Origin of the sequence: Photorhabdus noenieputensis, assembly GCF_018448935.1 — a bacterium.
GTDB classification, from domain to species: Bacteria; Pseudomonadota; Gammaproteobacteria; order Enterobacterales; family Enterobacteriaceae; genus Photorhabdus; species Photorhabdus noenieputensis.
The window spans coordinates 1-23,648 of sequence record NZ_RCWC01000023.1 but is presented as its reverse complement, the minus strand read 5'-3'; the positions used below and the strand labels follow the sequence as shown (position 1 = coordinate 23,648).

Genomic DNA, 23,648 nt, shown 5'->3' with positions numbered 1-23,648 from the left:
ATATAGCAATAATATTCACATGTAATTATTTAACATATAATTTCGATCGTTTACTTTTAATTTAAAAATAAATAATTTATATTTTCATCAAATGAAACAATATCAAAAAACCCATGTAATTATTTGACAGATTTGAAAGTTATTATTAACTTTAAGTTAAATTCTTTTTTTGTCTAAATGGAAGAGCAACAGAATTAAATATTGATATTTAAACCGACACCTCGTATTAACACTTATTACATGAAAAAATAGGGAGTAAAAATGACTATTTCTCGTGAAGATCAAAAAATAAATCTCGCGCTTAGCTTCGTTATTAACTCTGGAGGTATAAAAACTAGCAAACCAGAACCGGGCATTGTTTCGGAAAATATCCACAGATCATTGGAAAGCAGTAAAGCAACAGCAAATAAATTCACTATCATCTGGGGTCCCGCAGTGTTTCGCGTTGATGATGTTAATGTGAAAAAAAGCGTTATAGATAAAAAGGACGATCATGTTCTATTCATTGCGCAAAATCGCCATGACCCAAATGACTACCGCGTGGTTATTCGGGGATCATGGTCCGATATTAACTGGCTCAATGAAGATATTATTGTCTGTGAAACTAAAGATTGGGCACGATGGGATTCAAGATCACCTGAAAATGCCAAGATAGCCTATGGAACTGACATGGCATTAGGCTATATTCTTAATCAATTGAAAAGCAATAATCCTCCGGGTTACGGAGAATCGCTCACTGATGCCATTGATAAAATTGCCCTGAAAGAAGGAACACAAACCATTACTGTTACAGGACACAGTTTGGGAGGCGTACTATCTTCCACCATTGGTTTATATCTAAAGAGACGGTATCTTGATAAAGGAAACAACAATATTCGGATTAATGTTTGTGCTTTTGCAGGCCCAACTGCTGGTAACGATACTTTCGCATCCTATTCTGAATCTATTTTCAATGACATATCAGTAACCGGTTATAAAAGTCATTTTCTGAGAATTCATAATAGTATAGATGTCGTTCCCCTAGCCTGGCATATAAAAGATTTGGAGGAAGTTAAAGCTATCTATCCGGTGTTAACTGTCACAATTAATGCTCTTATTCTTTCCGTCCTTGATAAGAATTACACCCAAATTTTCCCAGATTTCCCTATTCATTCACAGATTCCAATATCACCAATAGCGTCATTTGACGATTTACTGGTTAATATTGGCAATCAACATATTCGTGCCTATGCTAAAGAGTATGATATGAGTTTCATCACTATTGATGATAATTCAAATATACCGATTGATTACGATATTGTTGTAGTTAATGATAGCCTATCCGAAAGCATCATTGATCTCTTCAAATTTCTAACCAAGGATAAAATCAATATTACATAACTTTATCTCATTATATATAATATAAGTGGAGCCTTTATTAAAGGTTCCATTCATTGTAATAAACCGCTTTCCATAAGAAGTATTATATACAAAATCACTTCATATAACCTTTCAAAGATGTAATGATATTTTCATGGAATTATTTAGCACATCATTTTCATCATCTATTTTTAATTTCGTAATGAATAATTTACATACTTCCAAATAAAATAACATTAAAAAATCCTTTGCATACATTTGACAGATTCAAAATTCATTATTAAATTTAAACTTAACTATATTTTTTATTTAAACATAATATTAAAAAAGTTAAACATTGATATTTTAGCCAAAATATCAGATCAACATTTACCAGATGAAAAATGGAGAGTAAAAATGGTTATATCTTGTGAAGATCAAAAATTAAATCTCGCATTAAGCCTTATTATTAATTCTGGAGAAATTAACGGCGAACCAGACGAAATAGAAACCATTAAATCTGATATTAATAAATCACTTAAATGCAGTAAGGCAACGGCAGGTAAATTCTCTATCATTTGGGGACCTAAGGCGTTCAATATTAAGGAAAAACACCATGATAAAAAATATGATCACGTTGTAATGATTGTGAGAAATAATGATAATCACTGGGATTATCGTCTTGTTATTCGAGGAACCTGGTCTAAGATTAATGAGATTAACGAAGATCTCTGTGTATTTAAAACTGTAGACTGGTCAAATTGGGACACAGATATCCCTCAAGAATTTAAAGGCGCTAAGATATCCTACGGAACAGACTTAGCATTAAACACGCTTATTAATGGTAAACCTATTGATAAGGACAAACCTAATAATAAGGATACCGACTCACTATCGCTAATCGATGCTCTTCAACAAATTATCACAGAAGCAGGGAAAGATAAGATACTGAATATTACTGTCACGGGGCATAGTTTAGGCGGTTTACTCGCTTCTACCATCGGTTTATATCTTAAAAGGCGCTACATCAACAACAACAATATACGTATTCACGCTTGCTCCTTCGCAGGCCCAACTGCCGGCAATGATATTTTCGCCTCCTATTCTGACGCTGTTTTTAAAGGAACATTAAGCCCCAACACTTATGAAAGTAATTTTCTAAGAATTCATAATAACAATGATATCGTTCCCTTAGCATGGGCTATCAAAGACTTGAATAAAATTAAGGATATCTATCCACATATAGAAATAAAATTACTTGTTGATGCTGTTATTCTTTTTGTCCTCGATAAAAATTATACCCAGCTCTTTCCAGATTGCTCTTTTACTATTACAAAGACTCTAGGCACCATTGACAGCTTATCTAATATGATAGGTTATCAACATATCGATGCATATCCCGAAGGTTATGGCATGAGTTTCACTCGAACTAATAATGCTCCAGTGACACCGACTGATCACGATATCGTTGTGGTTAATGATAGCCTATCCGAAAAGATTATTGATCTCTTCAAGTCTCTAACCAAAGATAAAATCGATATTACATAACTTTATCTTATTATCTCTATACTTTATTTAAATGGAGCCTTTATTAAAGGCTCTATTAATTGCAATAAATTATTTTTCCCTACCTATCACTAATTATAGTAATTCACTATCACACCCTTTTGTAAATACCAATATAAATTATTTTACATAGATAATATATAGCTACATCCTTCACGTTATTATTCCCAATAGTTAATATAATCTTACAAAATCATAGCATAATTTTTATCGGTTTATTTTAAAGTTCATAATAGATAATTTATTTTGTTAAATAAAATAACTTTAAAAAATTATATACTCTCATTTAACAGATTTAAAGATTATTATTAACTTTTACTCTGTTATTTAGATAAAAACCCAAAGTATTGATCATTGATGTTTAAGCTAACACATCAGATCAGCATTCATTATATTAAAATTTGGAAACAAAAATGACAATTTCTCTTGAAGATCAAAAAATAAATCTCGCGTTAGGCTTTATTATTAACTCGGGGAGTATAATATCATATCAACCAGAACCGGCTATCGTTTCAGAAAATATTCAAAAATCATTAGCAAGTAGTAAAGCGACAGCAAATAGATTCGCTATCACTTGGGGACCTGCTGTCTTTCGTGTCGGTAGTGTTGATGTTAATAAGAAAAATAGTGTTACAGATAAAAAAGATGATCACGTTTTATTCGTTGTGAAAAATCTCAACAATCCAAGCGATTATCGCATTGTTATTCGCGGGTCATGGTCTATTTTTAACTGGTTTGATGAGAATTTCAATGTAGGCACAACTGAAAATTGGTCAATTTGGGATTCAAAAGCCCCCAAAGATGCTAAGATTTCAAAAGGAACCCATATAACTTTAGACTATGTTATCAACCAAATAAAGAGCAATAACCCACCTGGTTATGGAGAATCATTGATTGAAGCAATTGATAAAATTGCTCTGGAAGAAGGCGTACATAATATTACTCTTACAGGGCACAGTTTAGGCGGTGTAATAGCCTCTACGCTTGGTCTGTATTTAAAGAGACGTTATATTGATAAAGGAAATAATAATATTCGTATTCATGTTTCCTCCTTTGCTGCCCCAACTGCCGGTAACGATGTTTTTGCATCTTATAGTGAATCTATTTTTAATGGAACATTACTATCTAGCTATGAAAGTCATTTTCTCCGGGTCCACAATCGTAAAGATATCGTTACCCTCGCCTGGAGTGTAAAAGGATTAGAAGAAATTAAGGTTCTCTATCCAATATCAACTTTAATCGTTAACGGTTTTATCTCAGTCGTGAAGGATAAGAATTACACTCAACTTACGCCAGATTTACCTTTTACTTCACCTGATTTAAAACCTTCTCAAGGTTTAATTGAAAAAATAGTATCTCGACACCTTGATGCTTATGCCAATGAATATGGCATGAGTTTTACTGTAGTTAATGATCGTTCTAATCCACCGACTGATTACGACATTGTTGTGATTAACGATGGTCAATCTCGCAATATTAGAAGCCTCCTCTCATCTATCATTCAAGATGAAGATAATACCTGTTAATTTCATCGTATTGAGCCATTTTATAACTTGACCAAAATGGAACCTTGATTAAAGGTTCCATTCTTTTCCCAACGTGCCCAGATCATTCATCGTAACCATTATCATATCAATTAAAATTCATTTGACAAAAACATCACATAATGGTAGTTAATTTCATTATCATCTGACTTCTTATAAAAAATTATAAAAGGAAACCAAAATGGAACCCAAAAAGCTAGAAACCAGAAGATTAATATTACATCCTTTAGAAAGTCAGGATCATATACAAATTCAAAACATCTTTCCTCAGTGGGAAATTGTTCGCTATCTTACAGCAAACACCCCGTGGCCCTACCCAAATGATGGTGCCCTAGAATATATAAATAAGATTGCACTACCATCAATGGCAGAAGGAAATGCATGGTATTGGACTATAAGAAAGAAGGATGATCCAGCAATAATAATAGGAATGATATCGCTATATGAGCAAGAAAATAATAATAGAGGTTTCTGGCTAGATCCACAATGGCATGGAAATGGATTTATGACCGAAGCAGTCCAAGTAGTCACTGATTTTTGGTTTAATACCCTAAATCTCAACGTACTCAGAGCACCTAAATCCAGCGACAATATTGCCTCAAAGAAAATATCAATCAAAAGTGGTATGCGGTTAATAAGACTAGAAAATAGAGACTTTGTTAGCGGGAGAATGCCCTCGGAGACATGGGAAATAACTCGTGATGAGTGGAATAAAAATAATCCTCAAAAAGAGTAACAGTCTTACATATTCATGGGCATGCTTTGGTCTGAACGCTGCCCAAATTCACTTTTCAAAGAGGCAGCTTGAAAGATAACGGGTATATCACACCAAAGAGATCACATGCGCTATATCAGCAGATGTTTTTAACTTTCTTATCTCTTCAAACAGCGTTGTTGCCTGTTCATATTCTTTGCGCAAATAACCAAGCCACTGTTTAATCCGAGCAACATGATATTTCCCGGTATCACCCTGCTTTTCCAACCGGATATATTTTTGCAATAGCTGAACAACGTCCTGCCAGCACATTTTTGGCTCGTTATATTTCACCACTCGACTCAAATTAGGAACGTGAAGCGCACCCCGCCCAATCATGACCGCATCACAACCTGTCACACTCAGACAATCCCGTGCACTTTGCCAATCCCAAATCTCACCATTGGCGATAACCGGAATGGCAAGACGTTGACGAATTTCACCAATCGCTTGCCAATTAATACGCTCCGCTTGGTAACCATCCTCTTTAGTTCGCCCATGAACGGTAATTTCCGTCGCTCCGGCCTGTTGTACCGCATCAGCAATTTCGAATTGCCGATCACCGCTATCCCAACCCAAGCGAACCTTAACCGTCACAGGCAAATGAGCAGGTACTGCTTCACGTATTGCCCCCTGATAAATCAGTTCAGGATCTTTTAGCAACGTGGCCCCACCACCGCTACCATTGACCGTTTTTGACGGGCAACCGCAATTTAAATCAACCCCATAGGACCCTAATTCAATCGCTCGTGCCGCATTTTCCGCCAGCCACTGTGGATATTGCCCCAAAAGCTGAATCCGTACCAATGTGCCGGATGGTGTCCGGCTTTGGTTACGTAATTCAGGACAAAGCCGATAAAAAGATTTTACCGGCAATAGGCTATCGACAACCCGTAAAAATTCCGTAATGCATAGATCATACTCATTAATCTCACTCAGAAGGTCCCTGACCAAAGAGTCCAGCACACCTTCCATCGGAGCCAGTAAAACCCGCATTAATTAACCTCTAGCGTTAGGCGATTTATGAGATCCATCATGATTGCGGCTACGCTGACGCGAAGGTGCCCCAGAACGGCGATGGCTATTTTTCTGCCGATTATCGCCACGTGCCTGACGGCCATTCTGAATAGGTTCGGCCTTAATAGTCGGATCTGGCTCATAGCCAGGAATTGCCATACGCGGAATCTCCCGTTTTAGTAAACGTTCAATATCCTTCAACAACTTGTGCTCATCAACACAGACCAAAGAAAGTGCCTGCCCGGTTGCATCTGCCCGCCCGGTACGACCAATACGGTGGACATAATCTTCGGCGACATTAGGCAATTCAAAATTCACCACATAAGGCAGTTGATCAATATCCAGACCGCGGGCAGCAATATCTGTTGCAACTAATACCCGAATGAGACCCGTTTTAAAATCAGCCAACGCACGGGTTCTCGCTCCCTGACTTTTGTTGCCATGAATAGCAGCAGCCGTTACACCATCTTTATTTAACTGTTCCGCCAAACGGTTTGCGCCATGCTTAGTTCGGGTAAACACCAGAACTTGCTGCCAGTTACGGCTCCCGATCAAGAAAGAAAGCAACTCACCTTTACGTTTTTTATCGACCAAGTGAACAAACTGCTCAATCTGTTCAGAAGCAGAGTTACGACGCGCAACCTCAACACTAACAGGATCGCGCAATAATTTATTGGCTAAGTTTTTAATATCGTTAGAGAAAGTCGCAGAAAACAGCAAGTTTTGCCGTTTTGGTGGTAATTTATTCAGCACCCGGCGGATATCATGAATAAACCCCATATCCAGCATACGGTCAGCTTCATCTAACACCAGAATTTCCACCCGCGATAAATCAACTGCATTCTGATGCTCAAGATCCAGTAAACGCCCCGGTGTTGCAACCAAAATATCCACACCACCGCGCAATTTCATCATCTGAGGGTTAATGCTAACCCCTCCAAAAACAACCAGAGAGCGCAATCTGAGGTATTTACTGTAATCACGTACATTTTCTCCCACTTGAGCAGCCAATTCGCGGGTTGGTGTCAAGATTAATGCTCTGACCGGCCGACGCCCTTTTGCCTGAACAGGGGAATCATTTAACCGTTGCAGCATGGGTAAGGTAAAACCTGCGGTTTTACCGGTGCCTGTTTGAGCACTCGCTAATAAATCTTTACCTGCTAATACGACAGGGATTGCCTGCTGTTGGATTGGCGTTGGCACTGAATAACCTTGTTCTTCAACGGCACGCAAAATATCAGCACTTAAGCCAAGTGATTCAAAACTCATAAATAAGAAATGCTCCAGACTTCACCATTCCTGAACGCTATTCAGGGGCAGTTTTATGGGAAGAAAATCAGACGTGGTAAATACCACAAAGGAAAAAACACAAACTGCAATGCTCCATATCTCAATTATTATATCAGATATACTTTCTGAGGGTGCAACTAAAACTACAGCTATTTACCCGGTAATTTTCATGATCCATGACATTTTTATGCAATTTACATTGATTTACTATAAGTATAGAGTTAGCCAATGATTGATATTTTGTTTAAGTCTTTTGATTATTTGCAACAGGATTCATGTCCATGTCAGTCAACAACACCCAAACCGCCAGAGGCGAACAAGCTAGACAACAGTTACTCCAAGCAGCCCTTGAAATTTTCGGTAAATCAGGACTGACCGGTGCAACAACCAGGGAAATCGCATTGCGTGCTCAACAGAACATTGCAGCCATAGCCTACTATTTTGGCTCTAAAGAGGGGCTTTATCAGGCAGTCGCCCAGTATATTACTGATACAATCAAGAAGGAGTTCACTCATCTTTTTAAAGAGATTGATGATTTTTTCTCATCACCAACGACAGGCTCACCGGAAAATATATTGAGATTAATTCACGAAGGATTTCTTGGCGTTAATCGTCTGATGATTGAAAAAGAGAGTATCAATATCAGCCGGATAATGGCCAGAGAGCAACTCGCACCAACGGATGCCTATACTCTAATCCATGAGCAAGCACTAGCTCCCCTCCATAATAGATTAAATAAACTGATCGCCAGCTATATCGGTGCCGATGAACATCAGCTCTCTACCATGCTGCATGCCCACGCACTCATGGGAGAAATTCTCACTTTCAGAATGGCAAGGGAAACCTTATTACGCCAAACAGGTTGGAATAATATTGGGCCCGAAGAATATAAATTGATTGATCAGATCCTTATCCAGCATATTGATTTATTACTGAATGGACTGAAAAAACATAATTCGAATAAATAAAATAACAGGGAATATCATGTACAACAAAAAACTCACACTGGCAATATTAGTGGTCGTCGTTGTTCTTGGTGCTATTTTAGGAAGTTACTATTATCAAGGTAAAAATGATAAAGCTCTGACTCTCTATGGCAACGTAGATATACGTACTGTTAATCTTAGTTTCCGAGTCGGTGGTAAACTCGCCAACCTGCAAGTTGATGAAGGCGATACCATTACGGCTAATCAAGTGATCGGCCAACTGGACAATGGGCCATTTATTAACGCTCTCAATAAAGCGAAAGCCACTCGTGATAGCACTAAAGCACGTCTGGCTATGATGGAAGAGGGTTATCGCACCGAAGAAATCGCCCAAGTACGTTCGGAGGTTGCACAACGTGAGGCGGCCTGGCATTTCGCTGATAGTTTCTTAAAACGTCAACAAGGTTTGTGGCAAAGCAAAGTTATTTCAGCCAACGAATTAGATGATGCTAAAACGAACCGTAACCAAGCGCTAGCCGCTTTACAAGCGGCAAAAGATAAATTGAATCAGTTCGAAACCGGTTATCGTAAAGAAGAAATTGCAGAAGCCAAAGGTCAGCTCGCTCAAGCCGAAGCAGCGGTTGCTCAGGCTGAATTGGACTTACAAGATACTCAACTGACTTCTCCCTCACCGGGTACTATCCTAACCCGCGCCATTGAACCCGGCACGATGCTGGCAGCAGGCAATACGGTGTTTACACTTTCTCTGACTGACCCGGTTTGGGTTCGAGCCTATATCAGTGAAAGCTATCTTGGGCAAGCAACGCCCGGACGTAACATTTTACTCTATACTGACAGCCGCAAGGATAAGCCTTATCACGGCAAAATTGGCTTTGTTTCACCCACCGCCGAATTTACGCCAAAAAATGTAGAGACTCCCGATCTACGTACCGATCTAGTCTATCGATTGCGCATTATTGTCACCGATCCAGATGAGGCCCTGCGTCAAGGTATGCCGGTTACCCTGCATTTTTCTGATTCAGACAAATAAGGGGCTGTCATGAGCAACGCGGCACATACGATAAAGTTGGAAAAAGTCGAGAAAACTTTTCCTAACTTGAGTCAACCCGCGGTATCCAGCTTAACTGCTGAGATCTACGGCGGCTCTGTTACCGGCCTCGTAGGGCCGGATGGAGCGGGAAAAACTACGCTGATACGCATGTTAGCGGGTTTACTGAAACCAGATAGTGGCTCTATTGAAATAATGGGGCTTGATCCGATAAAAAATGGCGTACAAGTGCGTTTTGAACTGGGCTATATGCCGCAAAAATTTGGCCTGTATGAAGATCTTACCGTATTAGAAAACCTGAATCTGTATGCGGATCTGCGGGGAGTACTAGGTGATGAACGTAAAAAAACCTATGAGCAATTACTCACGTTTACCGATCTAACCCGTTTTACCGGACGACTGGCGGGTAAACTTTCAGGCGGTATGAAGCAAAAACTGGGGCTGGCCTGTACTCTGCTTGGTAAACCCAAAGTTCTGCTGCTGGATGAACCCGGCGTTGGGGTTGACCCAATCGCCCGTCGCGAACTCTGGAGAATGGTTCACGAACTGGCAGACGATGGCATGCTAATTCTCTGGAGCACCTCTTATCTGGATGAAGCTGAACAGTGTCGTGATGTCCTATTACTTAATCAAGGAAAGTTGCTCTACAACGGACAACCACAAAAATTAACCCAAAAGATGTACGGACGCTCTTTTCTACTTGATACCAAACAGAATTCCCGTAGAAAAACACTGCAACACGCCCTTACCTTGCCACAAGTAACAGATGGCGTGATTCAAGGGAAATATGTTCGTCTTATTCTCAAACCTGATGTCTCCCCGCAAGAATTGCTTAACCGGCTTGAACTACCAGATGCTGAAATCATTAAAGCAGCCCCCCGCTTTGAAGATGCTTTTATCGATTTACTCGGTGGTGGCTCGACCCGTCGTTCGGAATTGGCAGAGATCATGCCACGGATTGCAGCTAACCCAACAGAAACAGTGATTGAAGCACAGGATTTAACCAAGAAATTTGGCGATTTTGCTGCCACTGACCATGTTGATTTTCAGGTGAAACGTGGAGAAATCTTTGGTCTGCTTGGCCCGAACGGTGCCGGTAAATCCACCACATTCAAAATGATGTGCGGGCTTATGGTACCGACTAGCGGTAAGGCACTGGTATTGGGAATGGATCTTAAAACCAGCTCAGGGAAAGCTCGCCAACATTTGGGTTATATGGCGCAAAAATTTTCTCTGTACGGCAACCTGACGGTTGAACAGAACTTGAAATTCTTTTCCGGCATTTACGGCCTGCAAGGACGTAAACAAACAGAGAAAATTGACGGCATGATTGAAGCTTTCAATCTCAAACCTGTTTTACATCAAACCACCGACGAATTGCCTCTGGGGTACAAACAGCGCCTTGCCCTCTCCTGCTCACTAATGCATGAACCCGATATTCTGTTTCTGGACGAACCAACTTCTGGCGTTGATCCACAGATACGACGCGAATTTTGGTTACATATCAATGGCATGGTCGATAAAGGCGTTACCGTTATGGTGACCACCCACTTTATGGATGAAGCAGAATATTGTGACCGAATAGGGTTGGTATTCCGCGGTAAATTGATTGCCGCCGGAACACCAGATGATTTGAAACAATTGGTTGCTACCGATGAAAATCCTGACCCATCAATGGAACAGGCATTTATTGATCTGGTCATTAATTATGATGAGGAGCCACAATGAATAGCCCAAAGCAACATGCTCCACAGCAAGCTGTCCGCTTCTCCTGGTGGCGACTGAAAGCTCTTTGTGTAAAAGAGACAAAACAGATCTTACGTGATCCCACCAGCGGATTAATTTCCATTGTCATTCCATTGATTCTGCTGTTTATCTTTGGCTATGGTATTAATCTCGATTCCAGTACCGTCCGTCTTGGTATTCTGGTAGAACAACAAAGTAAAGATGCTCGTGAGTTGATACAAGCTTTTGCCGGTTCGCCCTATATTGAACCCAAAATCAGTGATAATCGTCAGCAATTAATTAATATGATGCAATCAGGAGAAATACGTGGGCTGGTTGTCATTCCTGTTAATTTCGATACGCAACTTGCCCGCTCTGATGGTAAAGCACAAATTCAGGTCATTACTGACGGCAGTGAACCCAATACTGCAAGCTTTGTACAAAATTATGCCAAAGGAGTATGGCAGATCTGGCTACAACAAAGAGGGCAAGATCAAGGAAATGCGGCTAATCCATTGATTGATATGCAGGTCCGCTATTGGTTCAATCCGGCAACAATTAGCCAGCATTTCATTATTCCCGGCGCAATCACCATTATCATCACCGTGGTTGGTGCCATCCTGACATCATTGGTAGTTGCTCGTGAATGGGAACGCGGTACGATGGAAGCCCTGCTTTCTACTCAAATTACCCGCACCGAATTACTGCTCTCTAAACTCTTGCCTTATCAATTGCTTGGATCATTCTCCATGCTGCTCTGTATGTTGGTGGCAGTATTCGTGCTAGATGTACCCTACCGAGGCTCGCTGTGGATATTGTCTGCGATCACTAGCCTCTACCTGGCTACTGCCCTTGGGATTGGGCTTTTAATCTCTACGGTGACTCGCAACCAATTTAATGCAGCAATGATAGCGTTAAATGTCGCCTTTCTGCCTGCAATTATGCTTTCCGGCTTCATCTTTGAAATAAACAGCATGCCCGCCTTTATTCAGGTGGTGACCTATTTCATCCCGGCTCGTTATTTTGTCAGTAGTTTACATACGCTCTTTCTGGCGGGAAATATCAGCACGGTATTGATGATAAATCTATTATTGCTGATCGCCTCCGCTATTGTGTTTATTGGCCTGACTGCATGGAAAACCCAGCGGCGTCTGGATTAAGAAGGAGTTAGCATGTTTTATCGTCTTTACACCCTGATTATTAAAGAATTGCAGTCTCTACTGAGAGATCCGCAAACACGAGCTATCTTGGTTATGCCGGTTATCTTCCAGATGATCTTATTTCCTCTATCAGCAACCCTTGATGTCACTAACGCGACTATTGCTATTTTTGATGAAGACAAAGGCAAAGCTTCTATTGAGCTCACCCAACGGCTGGCAAAATCAAAAGCATTTCCTGACGTGATATTGCTAAACCATTCACAAGAAATAGAGTCGATAATCGATCACCAAAAAGCCTTATTATTGGTACGCTTCCCGCAAGATTTCAGTGCTAAGATTGCCAGCCATGACCCGGTTTCCCTCCAGGTATTGCTGGACGGACGCAATTCTAACAGCGCTCAAATTGCAGCGGGCTATATCCAAGAAATTGTCCTTAACTATCAACAGGAGCTGATGGGTAACCTGCCGAAAGCCACTAATAGCGAGTTGGTAATCCGCAATTGGTATAACCCTAACTTGGATTATAAATGGTTTGTCGTGCCCTCTTTAGTGGCACTGATCACCACGGTTGGGATATTAACTGTCACCGCGCTGTCAATTGCGAGAGAAAGGGAACAGGGAACGCTAGACCAGTTACTGGTTTCACCTATGACAACCTGGCAGATTTTCATTGGCAAAGCGGTTCCTGCGGTGATTGTCGCTACCTTTCAGGCCACTTTGGTGTTAGCTATTGGTATCTTCTGCTACCAAATTCCTTTTTCTGGTTCACTCGCGCTGTTTTACTGCGCTATGCTGATATACAGTTTATCGCTGGTGGGATTTGGCCTGCTAATCTCTTCTCTTTGCTACACTCAGCAACAGGCGTTTATTGGCGTATTTGTCTTTATCATGCCCGCCATCTTAATTTCCGGTTATATTTCTCCGGTTGAAAACATGCCCGGATGGTTACAAGAGATCACTTGGATCAATCCTATCTGGCACTTTAACGACATTACCAAGCAAATTTATCTCAAAGATGCCGATTTCACGGTTATCTGGCGGAGTCTGTGGCCTCTTTTGGCCATTACTGCCACAACCGGTAATCTTGCTTATTGGTTATTCAGACGGAAGATTGCTTAACAAGAATGACCCTGCATTTTAGCTATACCTAACGATGCAGGGCTTTTATCAAAAGCGGCGATTAACGGCGATCGCCAAAAATACGCAATAACATCAAGAACATGTTGATGAAGTCTAGATACAGCGTCAGTGCACCAACAATCGAGAATTTACGCAAATTCTCTTTATCATTCACATCCAGATCTTCACCCATCTCTTTCAGTTTCTGAGTGTCATAAGCGGTTAAGCCCGCAAAGATAACGACACCAATGTAGGTTACCGCCCACGTCAACGCTGCACTCTTTAACCATAAGTTAATCAGAGAAGCCAAAATGATGCCGATCAGCCCCATAAACAAGAAACTACCAAGGCCACTCAGGCTACGTTTGGTGGTATAGCCGTAAAAACTCAGCGCACCAAACATCCCCGCCGTCACGACAAAAGTGCTCGCAATGGAGCCAAGAGTATAGATAACGAAAATACTGGAAAGCGTCAGGCCAGTCAGCGCCGAATAGAGCATAAACAACCCTGTGGCTAACGAAGCTCTCATGCGGTTAATCATGCCTGAGAGGACGAAAACCAACCCAAACTGAGCAATAATCAATCCATAGAATAGTATTGAGTTTGAGAAAATATATGAAACAACATTCTGGTTTTGTGACACATACCAAGCCACAAATGCAGTTAACAACAGACCACAAGTCATCCAACCATAAACCTGGGCCATATAAGTTTGTAGGCCGGTTCCAGCTTGCTGGATTATCGAACCATTAGAGCGTGGATATCGATCCATGAAGCTTACCTTTATATAACGATATTAAAAACCTAGGTTGTTCAGTATCAACAACCCACTCAAGTTTTATACATTATCATAGAAAATAAACAAAACAATTAACTATTCAATAATTACTCATATAGCAATCTTTTTATTCAATCCTTTTTCGAAGCGCTTCGCAGAATTTAGCTAACACTTTCATGACCAACGTTTCACGGCTTCCTGATCACTTTCACGGGATTCAACCCAACGTTCACCGTCAGGCAAAAACTCTTTTTTCCAGAAAGGTGCCTGCGTTTTCAAATAATCCATAATAAATTCAGCCGCTTCAAAAGCCATATGACGATGAGTACCGGTCACACCCACAAACACAATCTGATCACCCGGAGAAAGCGTACCAACCCGATGGATAACACTGATTCGCTGCAACGGCCAGCGATTGCGTGCTTCGGTAACAATATTCCGTAACGTTTTTTCCGTCATTCCCGGATAATGTTCCAATCTCAACGCCCCGACATTATCGCCCAAATTATGATTGCGGACTTTGCCGGTGAACGTGACGATAGCACCATCTTCATCACATTGAGCAAGCCATTGATATTCATCCCCTACATTGAAATTTTCCGGCCCAACGAAAATGCGGATGTTTTCCATTTATCATCCCCCAGTCACTGGCGGGAAAAAGGCCACTTCATCACCATCCTGTAATGAGTGCCCGCCATGAACGAGAGATTGGTTTACCGCTGACAACAATTTTCCATCTTCCAACGCCAAGGCCCAACGTTCTCCCTTTGCTATTAACGCCTTTCTCAAACCATCAACAGTTGTGTAACGATTATCGAGATCCAGTGAATCAGTACCTACCAGCTCACGTACCTGAGCAAAAAACAGTACTTTAATCATTATTCCGCCTTAAAATAGCCTAATTTTCCACCTATTTTTTCCAGCAAACGAACTGGCCCAATGACCATATCTTTCTGTACTGCTTTACACATATCGTAAATTGTTAAAGCCGCGACTGACGCCGCCGTCAGTGCCTCCATTTCAACACCGGTTCTCCCGGTTAGACGACAACAAGATTCAATTCTGACCCGGTTATATTCCGTTTGTGCCTCCAACTGGATTTCTACTTTAGTTAGCTGTAATGGATGACACAACGGAATTAATTCCCATGTGCGCTTTGCTGCCTGGATACCCGCAATTCTCGCGGTTGCAAATACATCACCTTTGTGATGGCTACCTGCAATAATCATTGCCAGTGTTTCCGGCTTCATTTCAACAAAAGCTTCTGCCCGTGCCTCGCGTGATGTTTCAGCTTTAGCCGAAACATCAACCATATGCGCTTCACCGGTAGAATTGATGTGGGTTAATTGAGACATTCTCAGCTCCTGAAAAAACAACAATATCCAGACGGTAAATTAACCGCCAATAACAGAAAGATTTGGGGTGATACCACTGTCACCTTGATGCAGAAAATGGGTTTCCCGTTTATGCCGCAGCCCACCCTGAATGCGCAATTTCAGATCATCAAGTTGTTCTTCACTCGCCAACAAATCACGCAGCGGTATACCCTGTTCACCAAACAGGCATAAATGAAGATTACCTATTGAAGAAACACGTAACCGATTACAACTTCGACAAAAATCTTTCTCATAAGGCATAATCAGACCAATTTCTCCTTGATAATCAGGATGGTTAAAAACCTGTGCCGGTCCATCACTGCGTGAACGTTGAAGCAAATGCCAGCCATCAAGTAATAGACGCTCCCGGATAGTTTCCCCCGAAATGTGGTATTGACGAAACATTTCACTACCATCACCGGTTTCCATCAACTCGATAAATCTCAATTGAATCGGGCGATCTTTTATCCAGTTCAAGAAAGCGGGCAGGCGGATATCATTAACATTTTTCATCAACACCACGTTGACTTTCACTTTATTAAAACCCGCCGCAAATGCTGCATCAATACCGCCCATCACCTGAAAAAATTTGTCTTGTCCGGTAATTGCATGAAACTGGCGGGGATCAAGCGTATCCATACTGACATTCACTGCGGTTAAACCCGCCTCTTTCCACTGAGCAACATCCCGTTCCATTCGATAACCGTTGGTGGTTACCGCTAGGGTTTTAATCAACTTATTCTCACGGATAGCGGAAATAATATCGGTGAAATCACGGCGCATGGTCGGTTCGCCACCCGTTAAACGGATTTTCTCGGTACCCAGATCAGCAAACGCTCGGCCAACAAGACGGATTTCGGATAATGTCAAAAAGGAGTGATGTCCGCGGGGTTTATAACCATCCGGCAGGCAATAAGTACACCGAAAATTACATACATCGGTAATAGATAGCCGCAAATAGTAAAATTTACGGGCAAAAGCGTCTACGAGTTGTTCCACAATAACACCTTTCCAAACACGGGAGACGCGGGCATTTCTGCCTCACATCTTGGTGACTCAGTGGTCACGGCCAAAACATCATATCACTGCGTAAAAAGTGACTTAGATGCAGAAGCTAGGAGTTAATTTCAATATCTGTGAAAAACGACATTCCCAATACAAATTCTAGCGCGTAACGAAGGAAAATGCGAATACCTACTTTCGTTATATAATTGAATATACAATGATTTAACCAGCACCAAAACAAATTGCAGACAATTTCTATTGATGATTGATCAAAACATTGCGCTCAATCATAACGCTAGTTGGTTAATCGTGTTTTATAATAAATTACGCTAAAATTATTCGGTAAATATATGTTCAGTTAGCAACAGGAATTCTATGCGAAACCGCACATTAGCCGATTTAGATCGGGTAGTTGCCTTAGGCGGAGGTCATGGCCTTGGGCGCGTTATGTCTTCTCTTTCATCACTAGGCTCTCGCCTAACAGGCATTGTCACCACGACAGATAATGGCGGCTCTACCGGCAGAATCCGGCGTTCAGAAGGCGGTATTGCCTGGGGTGATACCCGCAATTGTTTAAATCAGCTTATTACCGAACCCAGTGTCGCGTCGGCAATGTTCGAATACCGTTTCTGTGGCAATGGCGAATTGGCAGGACATAACCTGGGTAATCTAATGCTTAAAGCGTTGGATCATCTGAGTGTTAGACCCCTTGAGGCAATTAATTTAATCCGCAGTTTGTTGAAAGTTAATGCTCATCTTATTCCAATGTCTGAGCAACCCGTTGACCTGATGGCGATAGATGATCAAGGCAATACCATTTATGGCGAAGTTAATGTTGATCAGTTGCACTGTATTCCTCAGGAGTTGATGCTTTATCCTCCCGCGACGGCAACAAAAGAGGCATTGGATGCTATTACTCAGGCAGATCTTATTATCATCGGCCCAGGCAGCTTCTTTACCAGTCTGATGCCATTGCTTTTGCTTGAAGATCTCACCCAAGCACTGCGCCGTAGCTGTGCCAATATGATTTATATCGGTAATCTCGGCAAAGAATTAAGTGCCGCCGCTGAACTGACACTGAAAGATAAGCTGGAAATAATGGAAAACAAAATTGGCAGCCGGATAATTGATGCGGTCATTGTTGGCCCGTGCACCGATATCAGCGAGCTTAATGACCGGATTATTACTCAACAAATACTCGAAGCACAGGATGTTCCCTACCGCCATGACCGTGAATTACTGCATCAAGCGTTAGAGAATACCCTGCAAAACCTTGGGTGACGTTCCCTCCGTAAAGAAGGTACCGCAAAAGCTCTCCTTTATCAGCTAAGATTGAGGTTCCCATTCCAAACGCGGTTCCTTCATGACGACATTTCTACAACAACTGATGCTTTCCATTCACACCGGGAGTCAGAAAAATCTACCCAAAATTGCGGTTTATTTATCATGCGGAGAAAGAGCGGTATTTTCTGCCTTACGTAGCATCCAGAGACTGGAGTTCCAATAACAGGCAATAAATCTCTGCGGGTTTATTTTCAATGCTGGCCTTTTGCGACACCCTCGCATTAGGCCAGGATTTACGAGGCAATTGTTAAAAAAAGCCTTTTTTATCTATCAATGTGGTTTTAAAAGCGGGTAAAAAGTCCGATGTCATGCTGACATTGGAAGAGAAAACACAACTTGAAAGATGACGGGTATATCGGTAAATCAGTAATACTGCCCTCTACTTATTTTACATTTACCTAACCAGTCATGACTATTTAAAAAGACAAACAGGGAGATTAATCACTTTATTAAACAGACTGATTTAACCAAGGAAATTAAAGTTTTTAGTAGCGTGATTAATGACATTTAGTCGAAATTCACTAACCATTAACCGAAGGTTGAAAAGTAATAATCACGTAAAATAACATCAATAGAATAAACTGACATTCAAGTATTTTCTCACTATCATTTTACGAAGCTATCAATAAAAATGCGATTAAAGAAGAGATAAAACGATTAAACAAGGTACCCCTCCAGCGCGACAGGTATTCCTTGTATATTGAACAAGTTAGAACCTTCCGCAACAGCGCCGGTTTGTTTACAGGCGGGACAAAACACCGGGTCACCTTTACAAGCAACCGATAGTTGTTGATTTACCAAATCGGAACCCTTTAAAACCTCGCCTCCGGTTGTTGTGGTATCGCCTTTAAGGATAATTTTTTTCCCTTCCACTACACTACGCATTATTTACTCCGTTGTATTTTCCGTTTCTCGTATTAGATGCCAGAGAGTTGTGCCCGGTTCTGCACCTTCAACATCAAAAGCCATCGTACCCTGAGCAAAGAAGTACTGTTTGTCAGGCAGGCTGTCGGTTCGCCAGATCCCGCTGACCAGTGCTGGATGGTCACCTTTCAAAGGGGTCACTTGCAGCGGTCCCCGGTCATAACGGGCATACCAGGCCAGTGTGGAAGTTGAATTAAAATGACCTTCACCATAGAAGTGCAATGAATGGCCTTCACGAGGTATCACCCGTATCGGACGTATCAGTTGGTTAATAGCAAAATAACTCTCCGGGACACTGCCCGGTAGTGGCGTTAAGTCAGGGTATTGACCGGCCCGGATAATCAGGCCATTGGAATAAGAACTAATCACCACATCCCGGTAGGGGCGCAGCACCTGACGTATCCAATATTCCCCACCCAGTCGGTTTACAAATCGTTTGGACAGCAGGGTGAGACAATTAATGCCACGGATGGAATGTCCATACTGTAATTTGGCTGTATGAACAGCAGAATTAACCTGCAATGAAGGGTAACGTTGCGCTAGCTGGTACTCTAAGGGAAAGTAGTCATAGAAGTCATTGGGTAAGACCAGACAGTAGCCACAGTCACCACTGTCCGGTTCGAGTTGTTCACACAGAAACTCCAGCCAGGCCATAAAACGAGCCATGCCCTCTTGTTCTTTCAGATAATTCCAAGGAAGTGTCAGGCTTAGGTAAGAACTGCCGTTATCACCGCTTATTTCCCGGGAATCCAGATAACGCATCAGATAACGAGGTGCCTCATCTTCATTTTTGGCATCACTGACCACCCAACCAGAAAACTGGTTTTTTTTCTGATTAAGAATGCTTTCTTCCACTTTGGCAACATTTTCCGGTGAATATTTTCTTAACCCTTTAAATTCATGACGGTGAAAACGCAGGTGAGTGCCGAACTCCTCCCGAAAGCGCCGGTAACAGGCCAGAATGCGCTGTTTTTTCTCCTGGGTGTAACCTTGTTTAAAAAACAGGGTAATCGAGAGACCCAGACGAGAAACGGTCAGCCCATCGCCATTGAGGAAGGTAAACGCGGTCAGTTGTGATTTCAACTGGGCAAAGTAATCTACAGTTTCCATCATTTTCTCCGTGAGTTATGAGTCGGTGGATAACCTGCTATTCCCACATATTTGCTGCTTCCCGTACCAGATGCCAGATAGTTGTACCCGTCTCTGCACCTTCAACATCAAAAGCCATCGCACCCTGAGCAAAGAAGTACTGCCTGCCAGGCAGGCTGTCGGTTTGCCAGATCCCGCTGACCAGTGCCGGATGGTCACCTCTCAAAGGGGTCACTTGTAGCGGTCCCCGGTCATAACGGGCATACCAGGCCAGGGTGGAAGTTGAATTAAAATGCCCTTCACCATAGAAGTGCAATGAATGGCCTTCACGAGGTATCACCCGTATCGGACGTATCAGTTGGTTAATGGCAAAATAACTCTCTGGGACACTGCCCGGTAATGGCGTTAAATCCGGGTATTGACCGGCCCGGATAATCAGGCCATTGGAATAAGAACTAATCACCACATCCCGGTAGGGACGCAGCACCTGACGTATCCAATATTCCCCACCCAGTCGGTTTACAAAGCGTTTGGACAGCAGGGTGATCCAGTTAATGCCACGGATGGAATGTCCATACTGTAATTTGGCTGTATGAACCGCAGAATTAACCTGCAATGCGGGGTAACGCTGCGCTAGCTGGTACTCTAAGGGAAAGTAATCATAATAATCTTTGGGCAGGACCAGACAGTAGCCACAGTCTCCACTGTCCGGTTCGAGTTGTTCACACAGAAAGTCCAGCCAGGCCATAAACCGGGTCATGCCCTCTTGTTCTTTCAGATAACCCCAGGGCAGCATCAGACTCAGGTAGGAGCTACCATCATCACCATCAATTTCTCGGGAATCTAGGTAACGCATCAGATACTTAGGTGCCTCATCTTCATTTTTAGCATCACTAACGACCCAACCACAGAGCTGGTTTTTTTTCCTGGCGAGAATACCTTCCTCCATCTTAATAATATTTTCCGGTGAATATTTGCTTAATCCCTTTAATGAATGACTGTGAAAACGCAGATGAGTGCCGAACTCCTCCCTAAAGCGCCGGTAGCAGGCCAGAATGCGTTGCTTTTTCTCCTGGGTGTAGCCCTGTTTAAAAAACAGGGTTATCGAGAGACCCAGGCGGGAAACGGTAAGTCCATCGCCATTGAGAAAAAGAAAAGAGGTCAGTTGTGATCTCAGTTGGGCAAAGTAATCTGAAGTTTCCATATTTTCTCTCCGTTAATTATGAAGCGGTGGCGAATGTCACACTCGCCAATATTGCCAGGACGGCGGCTAACGCGGCGGCGCTAACTGCGGCAGCGGCAGCTAAAATTTCCACCAGTGCAATCAATGCAGCAGCGACGGCAAGGGTGACCAGGATAACAACGGCAACACCGGCAATAATCACCACCATTTCCAGCATGCTTTCCCCCACCTCTTTTAATATCTGCATCCAGCTAATGTTTTTTAGCTCTTCCAGGGTGATGTCTGAACCCTGTTGCACCGTCTGCCACCGGGCTTTTATCTCACTCTCCGTCCAGGTCACGATTTTTCCCGTTTGTTCATTAGCCCAGGAAAAAGCGTAGCTGACCTGATGGCTTATCGGGTCAATAATCTCTTCACACACCCACTTGCCGGTTTGATTGAACCATGAACCAAACTGGGCAAGAAGCTCCCGGGTACTGTCGCGGACATAATTCAACCCATTTTCAGCCAGACCCGCCACCTCCTGCCCGAGGACAACCCAGTCTTCATAGCTGGGTAAAAACGACCAACGGGAAGTGCTGAGAAGCGGTGGATTTTTTGTCAGCGGCTGCGGAATAGTCCCCGGCACACCCTCTGCGGGAGGAGCGGGTAAAGCTTCATCATCAGGAGGTGAACTGGGTGGCAGCGGGGCTAACGGTATGGGATTTTTATAGTGTTGGGAACCGGGCTGATAAAGTTTTCGCCACGCTTCATCATACTGTTTTTGCTCTTCTGTGCGATTATCGCTGATACGCATTACACCAAAGCGATCTTCGGTCGCAATCTGTATGTAATCTATTTCTTGATCTTCAGCAAGTTTATCGCCCGGAAATTTCACCTCAATCAACATCTTCAAATTATCAGGGTGCACAGAACCATCGAAGTAGGTGGCATTTCTGCCCGGCCAGCGGAGAGCTTCATCTTTAACCAAAATAATATCGGGCCGGCGGATACTAACAACACCAAATTTCTCCGCGTCGTCGGCAGAAGGCCGGGCAAACGGATTACTGGATTGCGGTAAATTATCACCATAACGTTGCTTAGAGTCTTGACTGGTTGCCAGCATGGGTAAGGGGACATCCTGCTCTCCTCGGATAGCAAACACTACTTCTGCTTTATAGGGCCATAAAAAGTCATGTTTAAGTTCCTCAACCTTAATCAACCCACTCATAATGACTTGATTAAGAAAGCGAATAGCCCCCAGTTTGGTCATAATCATTGCCGGCAGGCGCAGGGCATATTCAGCTTTTTCCGCCAGATAGCAAGGGTCTTCATCGGCGGGAAAGACGCCGATTTCCATCGTACAGTTAATTGAGGTCACGGCCGGACACATTTTACCGCTGTTAGATATTGCCATACTTATTTCTCCGTAAATTCCATCACATACTCTATCTGCGTGTTACCGCTGACTCGGTATAAGGTTTGCTTCGGTTTCGGTGAGGCTTCCGGTGAACTCAGTTGCAGATTTTCTTCCGCCTCACTCTGTACAGTCACCGTTCTGCCCAGCGCATCGGTTTTACCGGAAAGGGTCTGACCGCCAGCGGTGGTAATGGTATAGCGGGTATGGGCCAGTGGTTTACCGCTCTGTTCACTCAGCAGGGTATAGCGGGCGGAGTAGTCAAACAGCGCACCGGCGGATTTCTTGCCGGTGATATGGTCAGTCATAGTGATGCTGATCCCTTCGATGCGGATATTGCCCATCGGGTCAATAACTATCTGTCCGCCTGCATTCCCAATGATGATTTGCCCGCTTTCAGAGTGCACCGTGATATGTTTACCCACGGTAATTTGCTGGTTATCGGCGACGTTTAATTGATGGCTTTTACCAATGGAAATAGCTTGCTGACCTTTAATGGTCACCGTTTGATTCTGACCGACTTCAAGCGTCTGGCCGCCTTGCACGGCTTCATCATCATCGTTTTTAATTATCGCCGTGCGGTTATGCGCCACTTCTGTTTGCTGGTCATGGCCTATCTGCGTGGTTTTGTCCCGGAGAATCTGGCTATTCATATCCCGCTGAGCATGAATAAACACTTCCTCTCTTCCTTTATTATCCTCAAAGCGCAGTTCGTTAAATCCCTGCCCTCCGAGAGTCCGGGTTTTAAAGGTGGTACGGGTTTTCTCCAGCGGTAAATTAAGAGGCGGGCGGTTGAGGCCGTTATAGGTACACCCCGTCACAATCGGACGGTCGATATCGCCGTTGAGATAGCTGACAATCACCTCCTGCCCGACGCGCGGTATCGCCATAAAACCGAAACCGTTGCCGTTCCAGCCTTGTGCCACCCGTACCCAACAAGACGCGTTGTCGTCCGCTTTATCGTAGCGGTTCCAGTGGAAATGAATCCGTATCGCGCCGTGTTCGTTCACATAAATCTCTTCGCTTCCCACCCCGACCACCGTGG

Annotated in this window: 22 protein-coding genes and 1 riboswitch; of the genes, 10 read left to right on the top strand and 12 right to left on the bottom strand. The window is 42.8% G+C overall.

Going from position 1 to position 23,648, the window contains the following annotated elements; genetic code table 11:
- Window positions 1-261 precede the first annotated feature (261 nt).
- The 4 genes from EAE91_RS14990 to EAE91_RS14975 all read left to right on the top strand — a co-directional run bounded on the left by EAE91_RS14990 (window position 262) and on the right by EAE91_RS14975 (window position 5,184).
- On the top strand, window positions 262-1,380 hold the full coding sequence (locus EAE91_RS14990) for a lipase family protein (protein ID WP_214089198.1): 1,119 nt from the start codon (window positions 262-264) through the stop codon (window positions 1,378-1,380).
- Window positions 1,381-1,617: 237 nt separating this feature from the next.
- Window positions 1,618-2,886: a lipase family protein gene (locus tag EAE91_RS14985; RefSeq protein ID WP_312150601.1), complete on the top strand. Its 1,269-nt coding sequence runs from the start codon at window positions 1,618-1,620 to the stop codon at window positions 2,884-2,886.
- Between the two features lie 431 nt (window positions 2,887-3,317).
- Window positions 3,318-4,430, top strand: coding sequence for a lipase family protein (locus EAE91_RS14980; RefSeq protein WP_214089197.1), 1,113 nt, complete (start codon window positions 3,318-3,320; stop codon window positions 4,428-4,430).
- Between the two features lie 199 nt (window positions 4,431-4,629).
- Window positions 4,630-5,184: a GNAT family N-acetyltransferase gene (locus tag EAE91_RS14975; protein ID WP_214089196.1), complete on the top strand. Its 555-nt coding sequence runs from the start codon at window positions 4,630-4,632 to the stop codon at window positions 5,182-5,184.
- An 87-nt stretch (window positions 5,185-5,271) separates the two neighbouring features.
- On the opposite strand, the gene dusC is transcribed toward EAE91_RS14975, so the two are convergent.
- The gene (dusC, locus tag EAE91_RS14970) at window positions 5,272-6,198 is read right to left on the bottom strand and encodes a tRNA dihydrouridine(16) synthase DusC (protein WP_214089195.1); all 927 of its coding nucleotides are present in this window, start codon (window positions 6,196-6,198) and stop codon (window positions 5,272-5,274) included.
- A 3-nt stretch (window positions 6,199-6,201) separates the two neighbouring features.
- The gene (gene rhlE, locus EAE91_RS14965) at window positions 6,202-7,488 is read right to left on the bottom strand and encodes an ATP-dependent RNA helicase RhlE (protein WP_214089194.1); all 1,287 of its coding nucleotides are present in this window, start codon (window positions 7,486-7,488) and stop codon (window positions 6,202-6,204) included.
- A gap of 302 nt (window positions 7,489-7,790) precedes the next feature.
- Here rhlE and EAE91_RS14960 point away from each other — a divergent pair, with 302 nt between their 5' ends.
- Genes EAE91_RS14960 through EAE91_RS14940 form a run of 5 tightly spaced genes read left to right on the top strand, consistent with a single transcriptional unit; the run spans window position 7,791 to window position 13,508 of the window.
- A complete protein-coding gene (locus EAE91_RS14960; protein ID WP_214089193.1) occupies window positions 7,791-8,477 on the top strand; it encodes a transcriptional regulator in 687 nt (228 codons plus the stop codon).
- A gap of 16 nt (window positions 8,478-8,493) precedes the next feature.
- Complete coding sequence (gene hlyD, locus EAE91_RS14955) at window positions 8,494-9,486, top strand: secretion protein HlyD (protein ID WP_214089192.1); 993 nt, start codon at window positions 8,494-8,496, stop codon at window positions 9,484-9,486.
- A gap of 9 nt (window positions 9,487-9,495) precedes the next feature.
- Window positions 9,496-11,232 carry an ATP-binding cassette domain-containing protein gene (locus EAE91_RS14950; RefSeq protein ID WP_214089191.1) on the top strand — a complete coding sequence of 579 codons (1,737 nt, stop codon included), beginning with the start codon at window positions 9,496-9,498 and terminating at the stop codon, window positions 11,230-11,232.
- Window positions 11,229-12,389, top strand: coding sequence for an ABC transporter permease (locus EAE91_RS14945; RefSeq protein ID WP_214089190.1), 1,161 nt, complete (start codon window positions 11,229-11,231; stop codon window positions 12,387-12,389). The genes EAE91_RS14950 and EAE91_RS14945 overlap by 4 nt, the downstream gene beginning before the upstream one ends.
- Before the next feature lie 12 nt (window positions 12,390-12,401).
- On the top strand, window positions 12,402-13,508 hold the full coding sequence (locus tag EAE91_RS14940) for an ABC transporter permease (protein ID WP_214089189.1): 1,107 nt from the start codon (window positions 12,402-12,404) through the stop codon (window positions 13,506-13,508).
- A gap of 61 nt (window positions 13,509-13,569) precedes the next feature.
- On the opposite strand, the gene EAE91_RS14935 is transcribed toward EAE91_RS14940, so the two are convergent.
- From EAE91_RS14935 to moaA, 5 genes are all read right to left on the bottom strand, one after another.
- Entirely contained in the window at window positions 13,570-14,280 is a 711-nt protein-coding gene (locus EAE91_RS14935) for a Bax inhibitor-1/YccA family protein (protein WP_214089188.1), read from the bottom strand.
- Window positions 14,281-14,460: 180 nt separating this feature from the next.
- Window positions 14,461-14,916 carry a molybdopterin synthase catalytic subunit MoaE gene (gene moaE / locus EAE91_RS14930; RefSeq protein ID WP_214089187.1) on the bottom strand — a complete coding sequence of 152 codons (456 nt, stop codon included), beginning with the start codon at window positions 14,914-14,916 and terminating at the stop codon, window positions 14,461-14,463.
- A gap of 3 nt (window positions 14,917-14,919) precedes the next feature.
- Entirely contained in the window at window positions 14,920-15,165 is a 246-nt protein-coding gene (gene moaD / locus EAE91_RS14925) for a molybdopterin synthase sulfur carrier subunit (RefSeq protein ID WP_214089186.1), read from the bottom strand.
- Window positions 15,165-15,641, bottom strand: a complete 477-nt coding sequence (gene moaC / locus EAE91_RS14920) for a cyclic pyranopterin monophosphate synthase MoaC (RefSeq protein ID WP_214067882.1) — start codon at window positions 15,639-15,641, stop codon at window positions 15,165-15,167. Before moaC ends, moaD begins: the two co-directional genes overlap by 1 nt.
- 39 nt (window positions 15,642-15,680) lie before the next feature.
- On the bottom strand, window positions 15,681-16,664 hold the full coding sequence (gene moaA / locus EAE91_RS14915; RefSeq protein ID WP_214089240.1) for a GTP 3',8-cyclase MoaA: 984 nt from the start codon (window positions 16,662-16,664) through the stop codon (window positions 15,681-15,683).
- Window positions 16,651-16,795: riboswitch (molybdenum cofactor riboswitch) on the bottom strand. It overlaps the preceding gene by 14 nt.
- A 247-nt stretch (window positions 16,796-17,042) precedes the next feature.
- Between moaA and yvcK the strand changes: the two genes are divergently transcribed.
- On the top strand, window positions 17,043-17,948 hold the full coding sequence (yvcK, locus tag EAE91_RS14910; RefSeq protein ID WP_214089185.1) for a uridine diphosphate-N-acetylglucosamine-binding protein YvcK: 906 nt from the start codon (window positions 17,043-17,045) through the stop codon (window positions 17,946-17,948).
- Between the two features lie 720 nt (window positions 17,949-18,668).
- Here yvcK and EAE91_RS14905 read toward each other — a convergent pair.
- From EAE91_RS14905 to EAE91_RS14885, 5 genes are all read right to left on the bottom strand, one after another.
- Window positions 18,669-18,896 (bottom strand): PAAR domain-containing protein, encoded by a 228-nt coding sequence (locus EAE91_RS14905; RefSeq protein WP_214089184.1) that lies wholly within the window; start codon window positions 18,894-18,896, stop codon window positions 18,669-18,671.
- 3 nt (window positions 18,897-18,899) lie between these two features.
- Window positions 18,900-20,045, bottom strand: coding sequence for a DUF3396 domain-containing protein (locus tag EAE91_RS14900; RefSeq protein ID WP_214089183.1), 1,146 nt, complete (start codon window positions 20,043-20,045; stop codon window positions 18,900-18,902).
- 37 nt (window positions 20,046-20,082) lie between these two features.
- A complete protein-coding gene (locus tag EAE91_RS14895) occupies window positions 20,083-21,228 on the bottom strand; it encodes a DUF3396 domain-containing protein (protein WP_214089182.1) in 1,146 nt (381 codons plus the stop codon).
- Window positions 21,229-21,244: 16 nt separating this feature from the next.
- Window positions 21,245-22,603: a VRR-NUC domain-containing protein gene (locus EAE91_RS14890; RefSeq protein WP_214089181.1), complete on the bottom strand. Its 1,359-nt coding sequence runs from the start codon at window positions 22,601-22,603 to the stop codon at window positions 21,245-21,247.
- 2 nt (window positions 22,604-22,605) lie between these two features.
- Window positions 22,606-23,648: type VI secretion system Vgr family protein (locus EAE91_RS14885; protein ID WP_214089180.1), on the bottom strand; the 1,043-nt coding region annotated here is incomplete at its 5' end.